Annotated in this window: 13 protein-coding genes; 1 reads left to right on the top strand and 12 read right to left on the bottom strand. The window is 67.1% G+C overall.

Annotation, left to right across the window (positions count from 1 at the left end):
* Positions 1-14: 14 nt before the first annotated feature.
* The 11 genes from rpsD to aspS all read right to left on the bottom strand — a co-directional run bounded on the left by rpsD (position 15) and on the right by aspS (position 12,751).
* A complete protein-coding gene (gene rpsD, locus QU663_RS05880) occupies positions 15-638 on the bottom strand; it encodes a 30S ribosomal protein S4 (RefSeq protein ID WP_021611896.1) in 624 nt (207 codons plus the stop codon).
* Positions 639-763: 125 nt separating this feature from the next.
* Positions 764-2,107 carry a replication-associated recombination protein A gene (locus tag QU663_RS05885; protein WP_021611897.1) on the bottom strand — a complete coding sequence of 448 codons (1,344 nt, stop codon included), beginning with the start codon at positions 2,105-2,107 and terminating at the stop codon, positions 764-766.
* 10 nt (positions 2,108-2,117) lie between these two features.
* Positions 2,118-3,500 carry a type IV secretion protein Rhs gene (locus QU663_RS05890; protein ID WP_304990517.1) on the bottom strand — a complete coding sequence of 461 codons (1,383 nt, stop codon included), beginning with the start codon at positions 3,498-3,500 and terminating at the stop codon, positions 2,118-2,120.
* Positions 3,501-3,705: 205 nt separating this feature from the next.
* On the bottom strand, positions 3,706-4,737 hold the full coding sequence (locus QU663_RS05895) for a hypothetical protein (RefSeq protein WP_232210902.1): 1,032 nt from the start codon (positions 4,735-4,737) through the stop codon (positions 3,706-3,708).
* 330 nt (positions 4,738-5,067) lie between these two features.
* Positions 5,068-5,862, bottom strand: a complete 795-nt coding sequence (locus QU663_RS05900; protein ID WP_021610976.1) for an ABC transporter ATP-binding protein — start codon at positions 5,860-5,862, stop codon at positions 5,068-5,070.
* A 4-nt stretch (positions 5,863-5,866) separates the two neighbouring features.
* A complete protein-coding gene (locus QU663_RS05905; RefSeq protein ID WP_021610975.1) occupies positions 5,867-6,913 on the bottom strand; it encodes an iron chelate uptake ABC transporter family permease subunit in 1,047 nt (348 codons plus the stop codon).
* A complete protein-coding gene (locus tag QU663_RS05910) occupies positions 6,910-7,908 on the bottom strand; it encodes an iron ABC transporter permease (RefSeq protein WP_021610974.1) in 999 nt (332 codons plus the stop codon). Before QU663_RS05910 ends, QU663_RS05905 begins: the two co-directional genes overlap by 4 nt.
* A 36-nt stretch (positions 7,909-7,944) precedes the next feature.
* Positions 7,945-8,982, bottom strand: a complete 1,038-nt coding sequence (locus QU663_RS05915; RefSeq protein WP_021610973.1) for an ABC transporter substrate-binding protein — start codon at positions 8,980-8,982, stop codon at positions 7,945-7,947.
* A 21-nt stretch (positions 8,983-9,003) separates the two neighbouring features.
* Positions 9,004-10,137 carry an enterochelin esterase domain-containing protein gene (locus QU663_RS05920; protein WP_021610972.1) on the bottom strand — a complete coding sequence of 378 codons (1,134 nt, stop codon included), beginning with the start codon at positions 10,135-10,137 and terminating at the stop codon, positions 9,004-9,006.
* A 115-nt stretch (positions 10,138-10,252) separates the two neighbouring features.
* Positions 10,253-10,870 (bottom strand): L-threonylcarbamoyladenylate synthase, encoded by a 618-nt coding sequence (locus tag QU663_RS05925; protein WP_021610971.1) that lies wholly within the window; start codon positions 10,868-10,870, stop codon positions 10,253-10,255.
* 75 nt (positions 10,871-10,945) lie between these two features.
* Positions 10,946-12,751 (bottom strand): aspartate--tRNA ligase, encoded by a 1,806-nt coding sequence (gene aspS, locus QU663_RS05930; RefSeq protein WP_009056253.1) that lies wholly within the window; start codon positions 12,749-12,751, stop codon positions 10,946-10,948.
* 102 nt (positions 12,752-12,853) lie between these two features.
* Here aspS and QU663_RS05935 point away from each other — a divergent pair, with 102 nt between their 5' ends.
* Positions 12,854-14,251 (top strand): MFS transporter, encoded by a 1,398-nt coding sequence (locus tag QU663_RS05935; RefSeq protein ID WP_034480369.1) that lies wholly within the window; start codon positions 12,854-12,856, stop codon positions 14,249-14,251.
* Positions 14,252-14,254: 3 nt separating this feature from the next.
* Here QU663_RS05935 and QU663_RS05940 read toward each other — a convergent pair whose 3' ends face one another.
* Positions 14,255-16,411, bottom strand: coding sequence for a DEAD/DEAH box helicase (locus QU663_RS05940; protein WP_034480366.1), 2,157 nt, complete (start codon positions 16,409-16,411; stop codon positions 14,255-14,257).
* Positions 16,412-16,488: the final 77 nt, after the last annotated feature.

The following is a 16,488-nucleotide window of genomic DNA, read 5'->3' on the forward strand; positions in this document are numbered from 1 at the left end:
GGTGATGACAAAGGTCAGCGCGAGTAGTGCTCGACGACCATCTGCACGTCAACGGTCACGGGGACCTCGGCGCGCTTCGGGCGACGCACCAGGGTCGCCTTCAGGCGGGAGAGCTCAACGTCCAGGTACTCGGGGACGGCGGGCAGCACGTCGCGGTGAATGCCCTCAGCGGCAATCTCGAAGGGGACCGTGGTCTGCGACTTGGGCTTGACCTGGATGGTCTGGCCGGGCTTGACGCGGAAGGAGGGGCGGTCCACGATCTTGCCGTCGACGAGGATGTGACGGTGGACGACCACCTGACGGGCCTGCTGGATGGTGCGGGCGAAGCCGGCGCGCAGGACCAGGGCGTCCAGGCGCATCTCGAGCAGCTCGACCAGGTTCTCACCGGTCAGGCCGGCGGTGCGGCGGGCCTCTTCGAAGGTGCGACGCAGCTGCGACTCACGGATGCCGTACTGGGCGCGCAGACGCTGCTTCTCCTTCAGACGAACGGCGTAGTCGGAGTCCTGACGACGGCGGGTGCGGCCGTGCTCGCCGGGGCCGTAGGGGCGCTTCTCGAAGTAGCGGACGGCCTTGGGGGTCAGCGCGAGGCCGAGAGCGCGGGACTCGCGGACCTGCTTACGGGAACGATTTGTTGCCATGATTCTTCTTTCCTGTTTCTCATGTCATGTCGGGACGTTCGCCCGACATGGGGCCAACTCCAGGACCGGTGAAGGTCCGTCGGCTAAGGCCCCAGGTGCCCGCGCAAGCGGACAACTGTTCCATACTAGCGTCTTTTCAGCAGATTGCGAATGACACCAAGCCTCTTCGTGAGCATCGCCTCATGCCCGTTCTCGGTCGGCTCGTAGTAGCGGGTACCCTCCAGGTCGTCGGGCAGGTACTGCTGGGCCGCGACGTGATGGGGATGATCGTGGGCGTAGAGGTACCCGTCGCCGTGCCCGAGCGAGGAGGCCCCGGAGTAGTGGGCGTCGCGCAGGTGGGGAGGAACCGCTCCCCCGCGCCCGGCTCTCACGTCCGCGAGGGCACGATCGATCGCCAGGTACGTGGCGTTGGACTTCGGGGCGGTCGCAACCGCAACAACCGCTTGGGCGAGGAGGAGGCGCGCTTCCGGCATGCCAATGAGGGCGACTCCCTGGGCGACACTGACGCATGTCGTGAGCACCTCTGGCGCGGCCATGCCGATCTCCTCCGAGGCGGCAATCATGATGCGCCTCGCGATGAAGCGCGGATCCTCTCCGGCCTCGATCATGCGCGCCAGGTAGTGCAGGGAAGCGTCGACATCCGAGCCGCGCATCGACTTGATGAAAGCGCTCGCCACGTCGTAGTGCTGGTCGCGGCCCCACCGAACGAGCGCCTGATTCGCAGCTGCCTCCACGCTGGCCACCGTAATCTCACCGGAGCCGTCATCGCTGGCCACGCCCGCCGCGGCTTCGAGAAGCGTCAGCGACTTACGCGCGTCGGAGCCCGCCAGGCGCACGAGGCCCGCCACGGCCTCGTCGGTGATGGAAAACCGACCGGCGAGACCGCGCTCATCAGTGGCGGCACGCCGGACCAAGCCCTCCAGCGCACTGGAATCCAGGGGACGCAACGTCAGCAGGAGCGAGCGCGAGAGCAGGGGCGCGATCACGGAGAACGACGGGTTCTCCGTCGTGGCAGCGACGAGAACAACCCACCGGTTCTCGACCGCAGGAAGGAGCGAATCCTGCTGCGACTTGGAGAATCTGTGAACCTCGTCGACGAAAAGAATCGTCTCCTCGCCACTGCTCGCCAGGGTCCGACGCGCCGCATCCACGACACGACGCACGTCCCCCACACCCGATGACACGGCGGACAATTCGACGAAACGCCGACCCGAGGCGCGGGCGATCAAATACGCGAGCGTCGTCTTTCCGGTACCGGGAGGCCCCCACAGGACAACCGAGGAGACGGCGACCCCACCGCTCGACTCCGCGGAAAGCAAGCGTCGCAGCGGGGCGCCCTCCCCCAGGAGGTGTGACTGGCCGACGACCTCTTCCAACCTGGTAGGCCGCATACGAACGGCGAGGGGCGCGTCCGCGGTAAACGCGGGCACGCCCAGCTCGTCGAATGATTCAGAATCAAACAGATCCATGAAACCTAGCCTACGTCAGGGTGACTCCCTGCGAGGAGGACCCGATCTTCGGACCGGACAGAACCTGGAGGACGACGAGGCCTCCAAGGATCAGCATGCACGCTCCGGCACCCAGCAGGTATCCGTTCAAGCCCTCGGACTCGTCGCCCGAGTTCGAAGAGGACAGGACCTCAGCGTGGAGCTTCACGGAGCCGGAGCCATCCACCGCGGTGCCGGGGCTCGCGGCGGCGACCGTCGAGGCGACCTTGAACTCGGCCCAGCCAACCAGCTGGTGCGAGCGGTTCGCGACGACGACCTTATAGTCACCCATCGGCAGGCCCGTGACATCCATGGTCACCTGGTTCGAGGGCTCAACCTGGAGCCAACGCGCCTCGCCCGTCTGCATGATGCTGGCGCTCACCCACTCGCCAGCAACGGCCTTGTCAGAGGGAACGTTGATCGTGAGCTGTCCACCGGTGAAGGCGGCGCTCACGCCACCCTTGTTGGCGTCGGTCAGCTGCGACTCATCGGTCACGGGCGACACGGGCGTGTCGGAGGGCTGGCTCGAGTGAGCGGCGGGAGAGGAGGAAGCGGAGGGACTGGGCGTCGGGCTCACAGAAGGAGTCTGGGTCGGCTGGACGACGGGCAGCTCCGGATCGTCGGGCTGTGGCGCAGGAGCAACGGTCGGTGCCGCCGACGGCTCGGGGGCGGGCTCCGGGGCAGGATCGGTCGTCGGCACCGGGGCGGGATCGGTCGTCGGCACCGGGGCAGGCTCCGGGGCAGGATCGCTCGTCGGCTCGGGGGCGGGCTCCGGGGCAGGATCGGTCGTCGGCTCGGGGGCGGGCTCCGGGGCAGGATCGGTCGTCGGCGCCGGTGCGGGCTCCGGGGCAGGATCGGTCGTCGGCGCCGGTGCGGGATCGGTCGTCGGCGCCGGTGCGGGATCAACAGGGTCGGTGTCGGCGGGGTTGTAGGGCTTGAAGACCTGTACCGAGTAGCTCGAGGTGGTCGCGAGCGTCTTATCGTCCTTGTAAGTGACGATAGTGACCCAATGCGACGTGCCGGGTTCCCACGTGATGCCCTCGATGTTGTTGGTGCCGTTGGGCACAGGAACGATCATCGAGTAGCTGTTGAGCGGGGCAGCCTTCCACAGGTCATCGGCGGTAGGGGCCACGATCTCACCGTCGCGCTCGAAGGTCACGGCCGACGTGGGAGTCACGCGGCCATTATCGAGAATGACGCCCCAGTAACCCGTCTTACCGTACTGCGCCTCGAAGTCAAAGGCGTTTTCGAGGCTGACGATAAAGGTCGTGTTGGGGATGGAGTAGGGACCATCGTTGCTGTCTGCACGCGCGGTGAAACCAGGAATGGCGAGCGCGATCGCGGCAAAGAGACACAGGGCCATCAGGACACTCATCGCCCGACTGCGGCCCGCGAGCCCCCGCGCGGAGAGGGCAGTCCTAGCCCGTCCGTGCTGCATAATGGTTCTCCTTAGTGACTAAATACTCAGCAGCTATTATCTAGAAACCAGAGTAACAGGTGTGACGACTGATTGCTAAATTCCAACGCACACCAACCGGTTAATCGTGATCTCATTGGCATGAGACGGCCCGCGACTGTCCCTAGTGAGCCCCCGGGTGCGGGCGGCGCACAATACTGACCGTCACGACGGCACCGAGGAGGGCCAGCAGCCCACCACCAGCGAGGATCCATCCGTTCAGGCGCCCCTCTTCCTCACGGGCCGCCTGGTCGTTCGCCTGCTGCTCAGTGTGCGCTTTGGGTCCAATCTGCGAGGCGGAGACGCTCTGCTGTTCGGTAGAGGCGGAGGCTTGTGGGGTCGGGTCGGACGAATCTGCGGGCGCACCGGCACCGCCAGAGGAGGATCCACGGGCAGGGGAAGCGCTCGAAGAAGCCGATGGCGACGGGGACGAGGCCTCGCTCGCGCGGCGCTGTGCATCGTCCGACTCGCCATCCGTCGGCTGCGTGAGGACCACCTTCGAGTTGGTGACGGGCTCCGCTTGCTCGTCGGCAGGAACCGCCGGTGGCATCACGGTCGACGCGGATGAGTCGACGTCACTGGGAGCAGTCGCATCACCACCGGGCTCGGCGGCGTCGCCCCTCTGGTCCGGCTCGACGGGGGTCGGATCATCGACGGCAACAGAACAAGAGCGAACCGCGACCTGCGCATCGACAACCGTCACGCTCACCGTCACGTAGGTGCCCGTCACGCCGTCGCCGATCGCGATCTGATGACTGGAGCCAACCTCCCAGGTGGAGGGAACAGCGATGTCCGCCGAGAAGGAGCCATCGCCGTCGACCTCGAGAACCGCCCAGGCACTCCGATCGCGCGCAACGGCGGCCGGCACCCAGTCGGGAAGATTAGTATCGGCGGGGCGCCGCTCCTTGCCATCATCGAGGGTGACGATCACAAAGCCGCGCGTGGTGTCCGAGCTCGGACCCCACCCACTACCCTCGGCATGAACGGGCTCACCCGCATGGAGGATAGAGGAGACGTGGACGGTCGCATCTTCTTCGGTTGCCACGAGGCAGGACGCCGACACATCCGGCACACCGTCGTCACTATAGGCGGGGGTGGCGGCGACAAACACGCCTGCGACGATGGACGCAGAGGCGGTCAAGCCGAGCAGGGACATGTGCAATCCCTTGCTCCGCGTGAGCGACCGTGTCGTCATGCCTAATGTCTTCCTTTTCCTCGAGATAATCTCAACCAATCCTTGCAGTTCTGGGCAGAACGTTAATGTCAGTGTCCGAGTAACTACCGGTTACATAGTCAATAGTATTATCTCGCGCCCCCGACGCAATTGCGAGCAACAAGCAAATTACTGGACCATAGGCTCGATAGTTGATTTTTCGGGCAAAAATAGCTCCGCACACCATTTATTGTGAGCTATATTATCGGATAATCATGCTGTCAGATAACCCGCTGGTCAGCATTTGAGATTGCGAGTTCACGTGCTCAACACCTAGGGGCGTGGCACGACGAGCGGCGAACCCGTCTGCGGATCCTCGATGATCACGCACGGCACGTCGAACACCGCCTCGATGAGGGCTGGAGTCACGATGTCACTCGGCGCCCCCTGCGCCACGATCCGCCCCTCCTTCATGCACACAAGGTGGGTCGCATAGCGAAACGCTAGGTGCAGATCGTGCAGCACGGCGACAATCGTCCTGCCGTCGGCCTGCAAACGCCGCGCGAGGCGCAACACCTCAAGCTGATGATTCAGATCCAGATAGGTTGTCGGCTCGTCCAACAACACGATGTCCGTCGACTGCGCAAGCACCATCGCGATCCACACTCGCTGACGCTGCCCGCCCGAGAGCTCCCCGACGCGCCGCCGAGCCAAGGCCTCAACGCCCGCCTGACGCATGGCCCACGCCACGGCCTCGTCATCCTCAGCGCTCCACTGACGAAGCAACGACTGATGAGGATAGCGCCCGCGCGCGACCAGGTCCTCCACGAGGATATCCGCGGGAGCCGTGGAAGACTGCGCGAGCAGCCCGAGTCGACGAGCCAGCTCCTTCTGGTTCATCGTCGTCAGGGCCCGACCATCCAATTCGACCACACCCGAGCGCACGCCCAGCACACGCGCCAAGGAACGCAACAGCGTTGACTTGCCGCAGGCATTCGGACCAACAATCACCGTCAGCTGCCCCTCGAGAACGTCGAGAGACAGATCCTCCAAGATGGGAGCATCCTTGCCGTACCCCACCGTCACCGAACGCGCGCGCAACCCCCGCGCATCACCCCTGGCGCCCAACACGTCACCTCACCTCACGAACCAACAGAGCCAACAGATAGATACCGCCCACGACGCCCGTCACCACGCCGACGGGCAGCTCGTGCGGCGCCACGATACGCTGCGCGACCACGTCGGATGCCAACACGATGAGGCCGCCCACGCCAGCCGACGCCGTGAGGCCCACTCCCCCGCTACGGCTCACACGCCGAGCGACATGGGGAGCAGACAGGGCGACAAAAGACACCGGACCGGCAACGGCAGTCGCCGCGCAGACCAGCACCATCGCCACGACAATCGCGACAATGCGAACGACACGAACCCGCACCCCCAACCCTGTCGCGACATCATCGCCCATCGCCACGAGCCCCAACGGCACCGACGCCCACGCAAGGACGCATGCCGCGGCCAGGAGGACGACCACGAGGGGAAGCACCCGAGCCATCGTGACCCCCGCGAGGGAACCCGCGCTCCACAGCTGCGCTCGCTGGGCAGCCTCCAGAGGTGCCTTCACAATGAGGAGCGAGTTCACGGCCCTCAGAGCCGCCGAGCACCCGATACCGACCAACACCACGCGCATCCCCGTGACCCGCACGCCGCCCGCGCACGCCACGATGACAACACCCGAGGCCAGCCCACCCACGAGGGCTCCAACCCCCGTGACGGCAGGACTCGAACCCAGAACGATAATCGCGACGAGAGCCCCCGTCGCCGACCCCGTGGACAGGCCAACTATGTCAGGGCTACCCAGCGGGTTACCCGAAATCGTCTGAAAGACCGCACCGGCGATCCCCAACGCACACCCAACGCACACGGCTGCGACCATGCGGGGCAGGCGAACAGATCGCACGAAGTAGACGCCGAGGAAATCGTCCGACGGACCACCATCACCCATCAGGCGCCGAAACGAATCCGCGGCGCTGAGCCCGTAGTCCCCCAACGTCAGCGACAAGACGCACAGGGCAACGAGGACGACGAGGGCCCCGAGCACGACAACGGCGCTGCGCCTGTGAACGCGCACAGACACGCGCCCCAGTGCCACGCGCACGTACCGATCCCGCTCGCAGTTCACGACACTCCCCTTCCGCGCGCGCCGAGGATGAAGAACGGCGCGCCGATGAGCGCGATGACAACTCCGACGGGCACCTCCTGCGGGGCCAGCACGAGGCGGGACGCAACGTCAGCGGCCGTCACCCACACCGCTCCGACCACCACGGACCACGCAGCGATCAGCCCCTGTCGAGCGCCCACCGCCCGGCGCACGAGCAGCGGAACGGCCAACCCGACGAAGGTCAGGGGGCCGCCGATCGCCGTCGCCCCGCCCGCGAGGGATGCGACGGCGACAGTCCCCAAACCTCGCACGAGGCCCACGCGCACCCCAAGACCCGAGGCGGCCTCGTCTCCGAGGGTGAGCACTCCGAGGGCCGACGTCAGGGCCGCCCCCACGACGAGCCCACAGGCGATGACGATGCCGCCCCACACCAGGGTCGCCACGTCCACGCCCTCGAGCGAACCGGACGCCCAGTAGCGGAACTCGTTGAACGCATTCTGATTGGAGGCGAGTACGGCCTGCGTGAGGGAGGAAAGCGCGGCGGACACCGCGATACCGGCCAGGGCGAGGCGACCATGCGATCCGGCCCCGCCGCGCCCAGACAGGAGGATAACGAGACCCGAGGCGATACCAGCCCCCACCAGCGCCGCACCGATCGTCACGGCGCGCGTCGACACGCCGACCACTGCGGTGGCCGACACGACGACGAAGGCAGCGCCGGCGTTAATGCCCAGGACCCCGGGATCGGCCAGCGGATTGCGCGTCATCGCCTGCATAATCGAACCGGCAAGCCCGAGCGCGCCGCCGATCATGAGGGCGGCGAGCGTGCGGGGAACGCGCAGCGCGAGGACAACCTGCGCGTCCTGCGAGCTGCCGCCATGCACCAGAGCGTCCCACACCGCATCGGCGCCTATCTGGCGCGACCCCAGGGCGAGGGACGCGACGATCACAGCGACGAGGACCAGCGTCGTCACCGCACAGGCGGCAACGACGCTGGCAAGGCGGCGTGGTCTCATCTCAGGTGCATTCCGGATAGTGCGTCGCCGCCCCCGTCACGAGGCCGGAACGAACTGCGCCTCGATGGACGAGACGATTCCATCCATGAGGAGGTAGCCGCCGGTCGAGGTCCACAGGGAGCCGTCGACCGGGATCACGTGGCCCGCCTTGACGGCACCGAGCGAGTCGAAACCAACGGTGTTCTTCGCCTCCTCGAGGGCGGCGGCAGAGGCCTCGACGCCGGTGGCACCGCCCGCGGCGGGGTTGTTCACCGAGGACTTACCCAGCGTGCCGAAGAAGATCCAGTCCGCGTCGATCTGATCGATGTTTTCCAGCGAGACAGGCTCGGAGTGTCCCTCACCGTCGCGATCCTGGTTGGCGGGACGCTTCATGCCGAGCGCGGTGAGAGCCTGGCCAGCGGGCAGCTCCTTGAGGATGAGGCCGGCGCTGTCGCCCTGCCAACGCACGACCGAGTAGGTCTGGTCGAGGTAGCCAGCATCCTTCAGGCGGGCGCTTACGGAGGAGACATGCTGATCAAACTCCGCGAGCTTCGTCGCAGCCTCATCGGACAGACCCAGCGCATCTGCGGTCAGGGTGAAGGTCTCGCGCCAGTCACCACCGGATTGAGTGGTGAAGAAGACGGGCGCGATCTGAGACAGAGCGTTGAGCGTCTCCGTGTCGTTGTCCTTCACGGAGGTGCCGTCGACGAGGATCAGGTCCGGGTGGGCGGCGCCGATTGCCTCGAGGTTGGGGGTGCCAATCGAGCCGAGGATCGGGATGTCTCCGGCGCGGTCGAGGAGGTAGTTGGGGACGGTCTGCTGGCCGCGGCCCGACACGACGCCGATGGGGGTGACGCCCAGGGCCAGCGCGTTGTCCGTCGTGGGCTCCGACAGGGTCACGACGCGGCTCGGGTGAGCGGGAAGCGTCACCTCCTGGCCGGAGGCGTCGGTGACGGTGCGCGTCGCAGAGCTCTCGGACATCCCGGAGGCCTCGTGGGACGAGGCCGGAGCGGGCTGGTTGGACGAGCAAGCTCCCAGCGTCAAGGCTGCCAGGGCGAGCGCCGCGATGGCGCGGACTCGTGTCGAGATGTGCACGTGTTCCTCGATTCGAATAGATCACAATAGATGCGTAGGTAAGCCTAACCTAGGAGCGATTGGCGTCGCCTTGTCATCTTGCGCACCGTCGCCTCGAACACACCACTCGTCGAGCGCGCGCAGGAGCCCCTCGCGCCACCAGGCGACATCGTGCCCGCCCGAATAGGTCTCGAATCTGACAAGCGACGTCGCACCATCCAACAGCCCCACACAACGACGCACCACCGGCCACATCGCCACCTCACGCTCACCCACCTGACACCACAGTGTCAAGCCGTCTGGCAGGCGTCGCTCCCCCCTGCTCAGCTCAGCCATGAGCGTCCCCTCGCCCCGACCTCGTTCCCCTCCTCCCCACCACAGGGATGGAGACTGTGCGACAAAACACTCGACGGGAAGCGTGCCCCCCAGGGCAGCTTCGAGGACACCGAGCCCGCCATAGGACTGCCCCGCCAGGGCGATCGGTCCCACGCCGACCTCATCGCAGACCGCGCCCACGAGCGCCTCGACCCTGCCGGCATCGGTGAGCTCCCGCTCGCGCTCCCCCAGCTCGCCCGCGTCGATGGTCACGACGCGCAGACCCGGGTAGCGCCGCGTCAGCCACCCCACGCCGTTAGCCCTCCAGATCTGCCCATCGAACACAAGAAGCGTGCGCTGTGGCGTCCCATCACCATCATGCACGACCGCGACGCGCCGACGCGGCGACGACCCTCCGGACGCGACCAGCACCGCGCACTCCACCTCGCGCGCGGCGCGCATGTACGACGAATCCCCCTGAACAGCGGGCCAGGCAAGACGCGCATCCGGACCCGCGAACAGGGAAGCGACATGCCCTCGCCCATTGACGAGCACACGCGGATGAGAGCGATCGCGCACCGCCGAGGCAACGACGCGTGCCCACGCACGCCGATCATCCGCCACGCGCGGATCAAGCCCGCCTGGCCCAACCGGCACAAACTGGTAACTCACGATGACATCGGCGGGCAACGCGCACGACAGCACCCACGGATCCACTCCGCCCACCCGCTCCATACGAAAGAGCTCCAGGTGATCGCGCGCCCGATCCGTCACCGTATTGAGGACCAGGTAGACCCCCGAGGCGCCATCCCCGGCGCACCGGAATGTCACCGAAACGGCGTCACGGCCATCGATCACCATCCGCGCGCCAACAAGCGGACCCGCGGCGGCGCCAGCAGACCGGACCACCGACGGCTCAGGAACAAGCCGAAGAAAACCCGTCTCAGAAAACGAAGGCGCGTCGATAATCAGCCGATCAGTCAAAGAGCGAAATGTCGCCCGCGCCCACGCGAGCAACAACCGCGTCGCCGCCCGCGAAGTCGATGACCGTCGTCGGCTCTGCCACGCCGACCGGACCCACGACGACGAGATCGACCTGGTGACCAATGCGCTCATCCACGTCGAACCCATCCGTCAAAGGCTCGGTCTCTCCGGGCATGATGAGCGTCGAGCAGGCGAGGGGCTCGCCGAGCGCCTCCACGATCGTCTGCGTGATGACGTGATCCGGGATGCGCACGCCGACCGTGTGCTTCTTCTTGTTGAGCATCACGCGCGGCACCTCCTTGGTCCCACGCAGGATGAACGTGTAGGGTCCGGGCGTTAGGGCCTTCATCGTGCGGAACTCATGGTTATCCACGATCACCAACTCCCCAAGCTGGGCGAAGGAATGGCACAGCAGCGAGAAGTTATGCTTGTCGTCGAGCTTGCGGACCGCGCGAATCGTGTCCATGCCCGACTTATTGCCGATCTTCGTGGCGATCGCGTAGCCGGAGTCCGTGGGCAGTGCGATGGTGCCGCCGCGCTCCAGCAGATCAACGACCGTGTTGACCAGACGTGCTTGAGGATTTTCCGGGTGCAGCTCAATGTACGACATACCCCTATTGTGCACGAAACCCCCTCCGACCGGGGCCGGATGGGGGTTTCGTGGACAAGACTGCCGAGAGCTAGATCACTTCTTTTCCTCGTCGGTGGATTCCTCGCCGCGCTTCTTCGGCTTTGCATCGACGCCGGCTTCCTTACGCTGCGCGGGCGTGATCGGAGCCGGGGCCTCGGTCAGCGGATCGAAGCCGCCGCCGGACTTCGGGAAAGCGATGACGTCGCGGATCGACTCGGACTTCGTCAGCAGCGAGACGATACGGTCCCAGCCAAAGGCCACGCCGCCATGCGGCGGAGCGCCGAACTTGAAGGCATCGAGCAGGAAGCCGAACTGTGCCTGAGCCTCTTCCTCACCGATACCCATCACGTTGAACACGCGGTTCTGGATGTCGCGGCGGTGGATACGGATCGAGCCGCCGCCGATCTCGTTGCCATTGCAGACGATGTCGTAAGCGTAGGCCAGCGCGTTGCCCGGATCCTTGTCGAAGGAGTCGATCCACTCGGGCTTGGGCGAGGTGAACGCGTGGTGGACGGCCGTCCAGGCGCTGTGACCCAGCGCGACGTCACCCTCGGCCTCGGCATCACCGGTGGGCTTGAAGAGCGGCGCGTCGACAACCCAGGTGAACGCCCAGGCATCGGGGTCGATGAGGTTGCAGCGCTTGCCGATCTCAAGGCGAGCAGCGCCGAGCAGCTCACGCGACGGGGTCGGCTTGCCAGCGGCGAAGAAGATGCAGTCGCCGGGCTCGGCGCCGGTGGCGCCGGCCAGGCCCTCGCGCTCGGCCTCGGTGATGTTCTTGGCCACGGGACCGCCCAGCGTGCCGTCCTCGGCGATCGTCACGTAGGCCAGGCCCTTGGCGCCGCGCGCCTTGGCCCACTCCTGCCACTTGTCAAAGGTGCGACGCGGCTGCGAGCCGCCACCGGGCATGACGACGGCGCCCACGTAGGGAGCCTGGAACACACGGAACGTCGTGTCCTTGAAGTACTCGGTGAGCTCGGTCAGCTCCAGGCCGAAGCGCAGGTCGGGCTTATCGGAGCCGTAGCGCTCCATCGCGTCCTTGTAGGTCATGCGCGGGATCGGCGTGGACAGGTCGTAGCCGATGAGCGCCCACACGTTCTTCAGGACGTCCTCGGCGACCTCGATGACGTCGTCCTGGTCCACGAAGCTCATCTCGATGTCGAGCTGGGTGAACTCGGGCTGACGGTCGGCGCGGAAATCCTCGTCGCGGTAGCAGCGCGCGATCTGGAAGTAGCGCTCCATGCCCGCCACCATCAGCAGCTGCTTGAAGAGCTGGGGGGACTGGGGCAGGGCGTACCAGGAGCCCGGGGAGAGGCGCGCGGGGACGATGAAGTCGCGGGCACCCTCGGGCGTCGAACGCGTCAGGGTCGGGGTCTCGATCTCGACGAAGTCGCGGGCGTAGAGCGCCTCGCGGGCCGCGCGCGAGACCTTCGAGCGCAGGCGAATCGCGTACTGCTCGGGTTCGCGGCGCAGGTCAAGGTAGCGGTACTTCAGGCGGGTTTCCTCACCCACGTTGCCGGAATCTTCAGCATTGGAGGAGACCTGGAAGGGCAGGGGCGCGCTGGTGTTGAGGATCTCGATGTCGTCGCCCATGACCTCAATAGCGCCGGTGGCCAGGTGGGGGTTCTCATTACCCTCGGGGCGAGCGCAGACCTCACCGGTGACCTTCAGGACGAACTCGGAGCGCAGCTCGTGGGCGACGCGCTCGTCGCGCACGACCACCTGGGCGATGCCGGACGCGTCACGCAGGTCGATGAAGGCGACACCACCGTGATCGCGGCGACGGTCCACCCAACCGGTGAGCGTCACGGTCGAACCGACCAGGTCGGTGCCGAGAGTTCCAATGTTGTGAGTGCGAAGCACTGTGATTCCTTTCGTCATTACCATCCGCGAGACAGGCGGCGGCAGAGTCATTGTACGCCTGACGTCCGAAGAGTTGCGTGTGCCGCGAGTAGGATGGCCATCATGCCCGCCGACGATTCCTCCGCCCCCGCTTCCGCCTCGTGGACCCCGTCCGAAATTGGCTTGGCCATCGGGTCCGTGCTTCTCATTACCCTCGTGGCCTTCGAGGAACTCGCCGCCACGACGATCATGCCGGTCGTCGTCGAGTCTTTCGACGCGGCACCCTGGTACCCGATCGCATCGGGGGCGGCACTGGCCGCGCAGCTGAGCGCCACCGTGGTCGCGGGCGCCCTGGCCGATTGGAAGGGCCCCCGTGTCGTCTTGCTCGCGGGGCTGGTGCTCTTCGCAGTCGGCCTGCTGGTGTGCACCGTCGGCTCACACGTCATCGTCTTCGTCGTCGGGCGCGCGCTGCAAGGGCTAGGAGGCGGCCTCCTCATCGTCCCGCTCTACGTGCTCGTGGGCTCGGTTGCCTCCCCTCGGCACCGCCCTACGTTCTTCGCATCTTTCTCCCTGGCGTGGGTGCTTCCCTCCCTGGTCGGCCCCGCGATCGCCGGTCACGTCACCCAGGAGTGGGGATGGCGCTACGTCTTCGGCGTCGTTCCCCTCCTCGTGCTGATCGCCGCCCTTCCCATTGCCTCTGTCCTGCGTTCCGTGCCGACCGCGCAGGGACAGCGCTCCCCCGTCCTGGCGGCCCTGTCTCGTGATGCCGGGCTCGTCGGCGTCGGGGTCGTGCTGCTCCAGCTCGCGGGAGCCCTCGCCTCGCCCGTCGCGCAATTCGGTGTTTTCGCCCTCGGCGCGGTCATCACGGTGTGGGCGCTCCCCCGTCTCCTCCCGCGCGGCACCTTCGTGTCGCGCCCGGGCATGCCCTCGGCGATCCTGGCGAGGCTCGGCGCACTCGCCTCCCAAGTCGGTCTCGCCGTCATGATCCCGCTGATCCTCCAGCGCGTGCACGGCTGGTCCGAGGCCTCCTCCGCCTGGTGGGTCACCCTCGGTTCGATCACGTGGTCCATCGGCGCGGTCGGGCAGGCGCGCGTCCACGACCCGCACCTGCGCCGACGGCTCCCCGTCATCGGTGGCACGCTGATGGCTATCGGCTCGATCCCCGTGGGGGCCCTCCTCGTCCCCGCAATTCCCGTGTGGGTGGCCCTCATCGGTTGGCTTCTGGTGGGCCTGGGCGTCGGCCTCGTTCACGCACCCCTGTCCGTCATGGCCCTCGAGGTAACTCCCGAGGCCAAGCACGGGCGCGTCGCCTCGTGGCTGCAGGTCGCCGATTCCGCCGGTCCCGCCCTCGAACTCGCCCTCGTCTCGGTGGCCATGAGTGCGTGGGCCGCCACCGCCACGGCGGGCGGGGCGGCCTACGCTCCCTATTGGGTGATTGCTGCTGCGCTCGCGATCCTCACGGTGTTTGCCGTGACTCGGCTGCGTCCCGCGTCGGAACGATCCACCGGTGGGGAGAGCTAGCGCTCAGTCCTCGTAGCGGCGCTTACCGAAGTGGCGACGTCCGCCCTCGCGGCCACCGTCGCGCTCCCAGCCGTCGCGGCCGCCCTCGCGTTCACGACGCGCACGCTTGATGTCCTTTTCCCAGCGCTCGGTGCGCACCGAGCGGCGCGGTCGCGAGCCATCGCCCTTCTCGAAGCGGTGCGGGCGCTTGTCGTCGCGATCTGAGAAGCGCCCCTCGCGATCGCCGTAGCCGCCCCGGCCTCGGTAGTCGCGCTCGAAGTCGCGGCGCTCGAAGCCGTCTCGCTCCCCGCGCGCGCCCGGCCCCTCGTCCACGCGGATACGCAGCTGACGACCGGATACGTAGCCCTTGGAGATACGCGACAGCTGCTCGCCCGACAGATCCGCCGTGATGTCGACGAGGGAGAAGGTCGGATAGATCTCGATGTTGCCGATGTCGCGGCCGTCGATGCCGCCCTCGCCCGCGATCGCGCCGACGATCGAGCCGGGCTTGACACGGTCCTTCTTACCGACTTCGATGCGGTAGCGCGTGCCGGAGCCGGGGGCCGGGCGGCCGCCGCCACGGCGGCGAGAGCCGTTGGCACCACCCTTGAGCGGGCGGTCCTTATCGCGTCCCGCCTCGAAGGATGCGCCGACGAATTCGCCGGACTCGTCCAGGCGCTCCTCGCGGCGAATCTTGCCATTTCCACGGCGGTCCTTCTCGCGGCGGGGCGCGGGGCCCTCGTCGCCGACCGCCGTGGCCATGAGCGCGGCCGCGATGTCCTCGACGCTCACGTCCTCGCCCATGTCGGCGAGCAGACCCTTGTACATGTCGAGGCGGCCGCGCTCGATTCGTGCGCCCAGGCCCTCGAGCAGGCGGCGAGCCCGGAACTCAGAGACGGCGGCGGGCGAGGGGATCTCGACCTCTTCCATCTCGGTCCCCGTCAGCTTTTCAATGCGACGCAGGCGGCCGTGCTCGCGCGGGGTAAAGAAGGTGAGGGCGCGGCCCTCGCGCCCGGCGCGGCCGGTGCGGCCGATGCGGTGCACGTAGGCCTCCGGCTCGCGGGGCACGTCGAAGTTGACGACCAGGGAGATGCGCTCCACGTCCAGGCCGCGCGCCGCGACATCGGTGGCGACCAGCACGTCGAGAGAGCCGTTCTTCAGGCGCTCGACCATGCGCTCGCGCTCAGTCTGGGCGACGTCGCCGGAGATGCCTGCAGCTCGGAAGCCGCGGCCCGACAGCTCAAGGGACACCTCTTCGACATCCGCGCGGGTGCGCACGAAGACGATGGCCGCGTCGGCCTCCTCCTGACCCGCCGCGATGTGCTGGGCCCGCGTGGCCAGGACGCGCGACAGTGCGCCGATCTTGTGCTTGTAGGGCACGACCGCGTAGGTCTGGTGAATCGTGTCGACCGTCGACGATTCCGTCGAGACGGCGACCTTGACGGGATCCTTGAGGTGCTCGCGCGCCACCTTCTCAATGGCGGCGGGCATCGTGGCGCTAAACAGCGCCGTCAGGCGGTCATCGGGCACGCTCGACGCGATCGTCTCGACGTCCTCGGCGAAGCCCATGCGCAGCATCTCGTCAGCCTCGTCCAACACGAGCATGCGCACGTTCGACAGGTCGAGTGCGCCCTTCTCGATCAGGTCGATGACACGGCCCGGGGTGCCCACGACGACCTGCGCGCCGCGCTTAAGCGCGCCGATCTGGGGACCGTAGGGGGAGCCGCCGTACACGGGGACGACGTCGAGGCGGGCGGTGCGCGCAGCGAAATCCTCAATGGCCTGGGCGCTCTGCATCGCGAGTTCGCGCGTGGGAGCCAGGACCAGGGCCTGGACGTCGCGCTCATCGGCATCGACGATGGCCAGCAGCGGCAGACCGAAGGCGGCCGTCTTGCCGGTACCCGTCTGGGCGATACCCACGACGTCGCGCAGCTCAAGGAGCGGCGGGATCGCGGCGGCCTGGATCGGGGTGGGGACGCGGAACCCCATATCGGTGACGGCCTCGAGGATCTCCTCGGGCAGTCCGAGGCTCGCGAAGGTCACGGTATCGCCGTCTTCACCGTCGGCTTCCTGCCCGGCGTCGCGATCCTGGCCGTCGGCCTCATCGACGAGATCGAGCTCGTCGTCCATGTCCATGATGTCGTCGCGCTCGTCGCGATCCATGTAGTCGTCAGAGGGCATAGTCATTCCTTGCCTGTTGCGTGTGGGGTAGCAAAACCATCGGGGCGGGCCATCTCGGCTCCTCAGCGCGGCCTCAC

This window comes from Schaalia sp. HMT-172 (assembly GCF_030644365.1).
Lineage (GTDB): Bacteria > Actinomycetota > Actinomycetes > Actinomycetales > Actinomycetaceae > Pauljensenia.

What these genes read in the sequence shown, in the direction of transcription:
- QU663_RS05910 (WP_021610974.1), bottom strand. Translation starts at nt 7,908, where the DNA reads ATGAGACCACGCCGCCTTGCCAGCGTCGTTGCCGCCTGTGCGGTGACG.
- QU663_RS05935 (WP_034480369.1), top strand. Translation starts at nt 12,854, where the DNA reads ATGCCCGCCGACGATTCCTCCGCCCCCGCTTCCGCCTCGTGGACCCCG.
- QU663_RS05885 (WP_021611897.1), bottom strand. Translation starts at nt 2,107, where the DNA reads ATGGATCTGTTTGATTCTGAATCATTCGACGAGCTGGGCGTGCCCGCG.
- QU663_RS05920 (WP_021610972.1), bottom strand. Translation starts at nt 10,137, where the DNA reads ATGGTGATCGATGGCCGTGACGCCGTTTCGGTGACATTCCGGTGCGCC.
- QU663_RS05895 (WP_232210902.1), bottom strand. Translation starts at nt 4,737, where the DNA reads ATGTCCCTGCTCGGCTTGACCGCCTCTGCGTCCATCGTCGCAGGCGTG.
- QU663_RS05940 (WP_034480366.1), bottom strand. Translation starts at nt 16,411, where the DNA reads ATGCCCTCTGACGACTACATGGATCGCGACGAGCGCGACGACATCATG.
- QU663_RS05925 (WP_021610971.1), bottom strand. Translation starts at nt 10,870, where the DNA reads ATGTCGTACATTGAGCTGCACCCGGAAAATCCTCAAGCACGTCTGGTC.
- QU663_RS05890 (WP_304990517.1), bottom strand. Translation starts at nt 3,500, where the DNA reads ATGAGTGTCCTGATGGCCCTGTGTCTCTTTGCCGCGATCGCGCTCGCC.
- rpsD (WP_021611896.1), bottom strand. Translation starts at nt 638, where the DNA reads ATGGCAACAAATCGTTCCCGTAAGCAGGTCCGCGAGTCCCGCGCTCTC.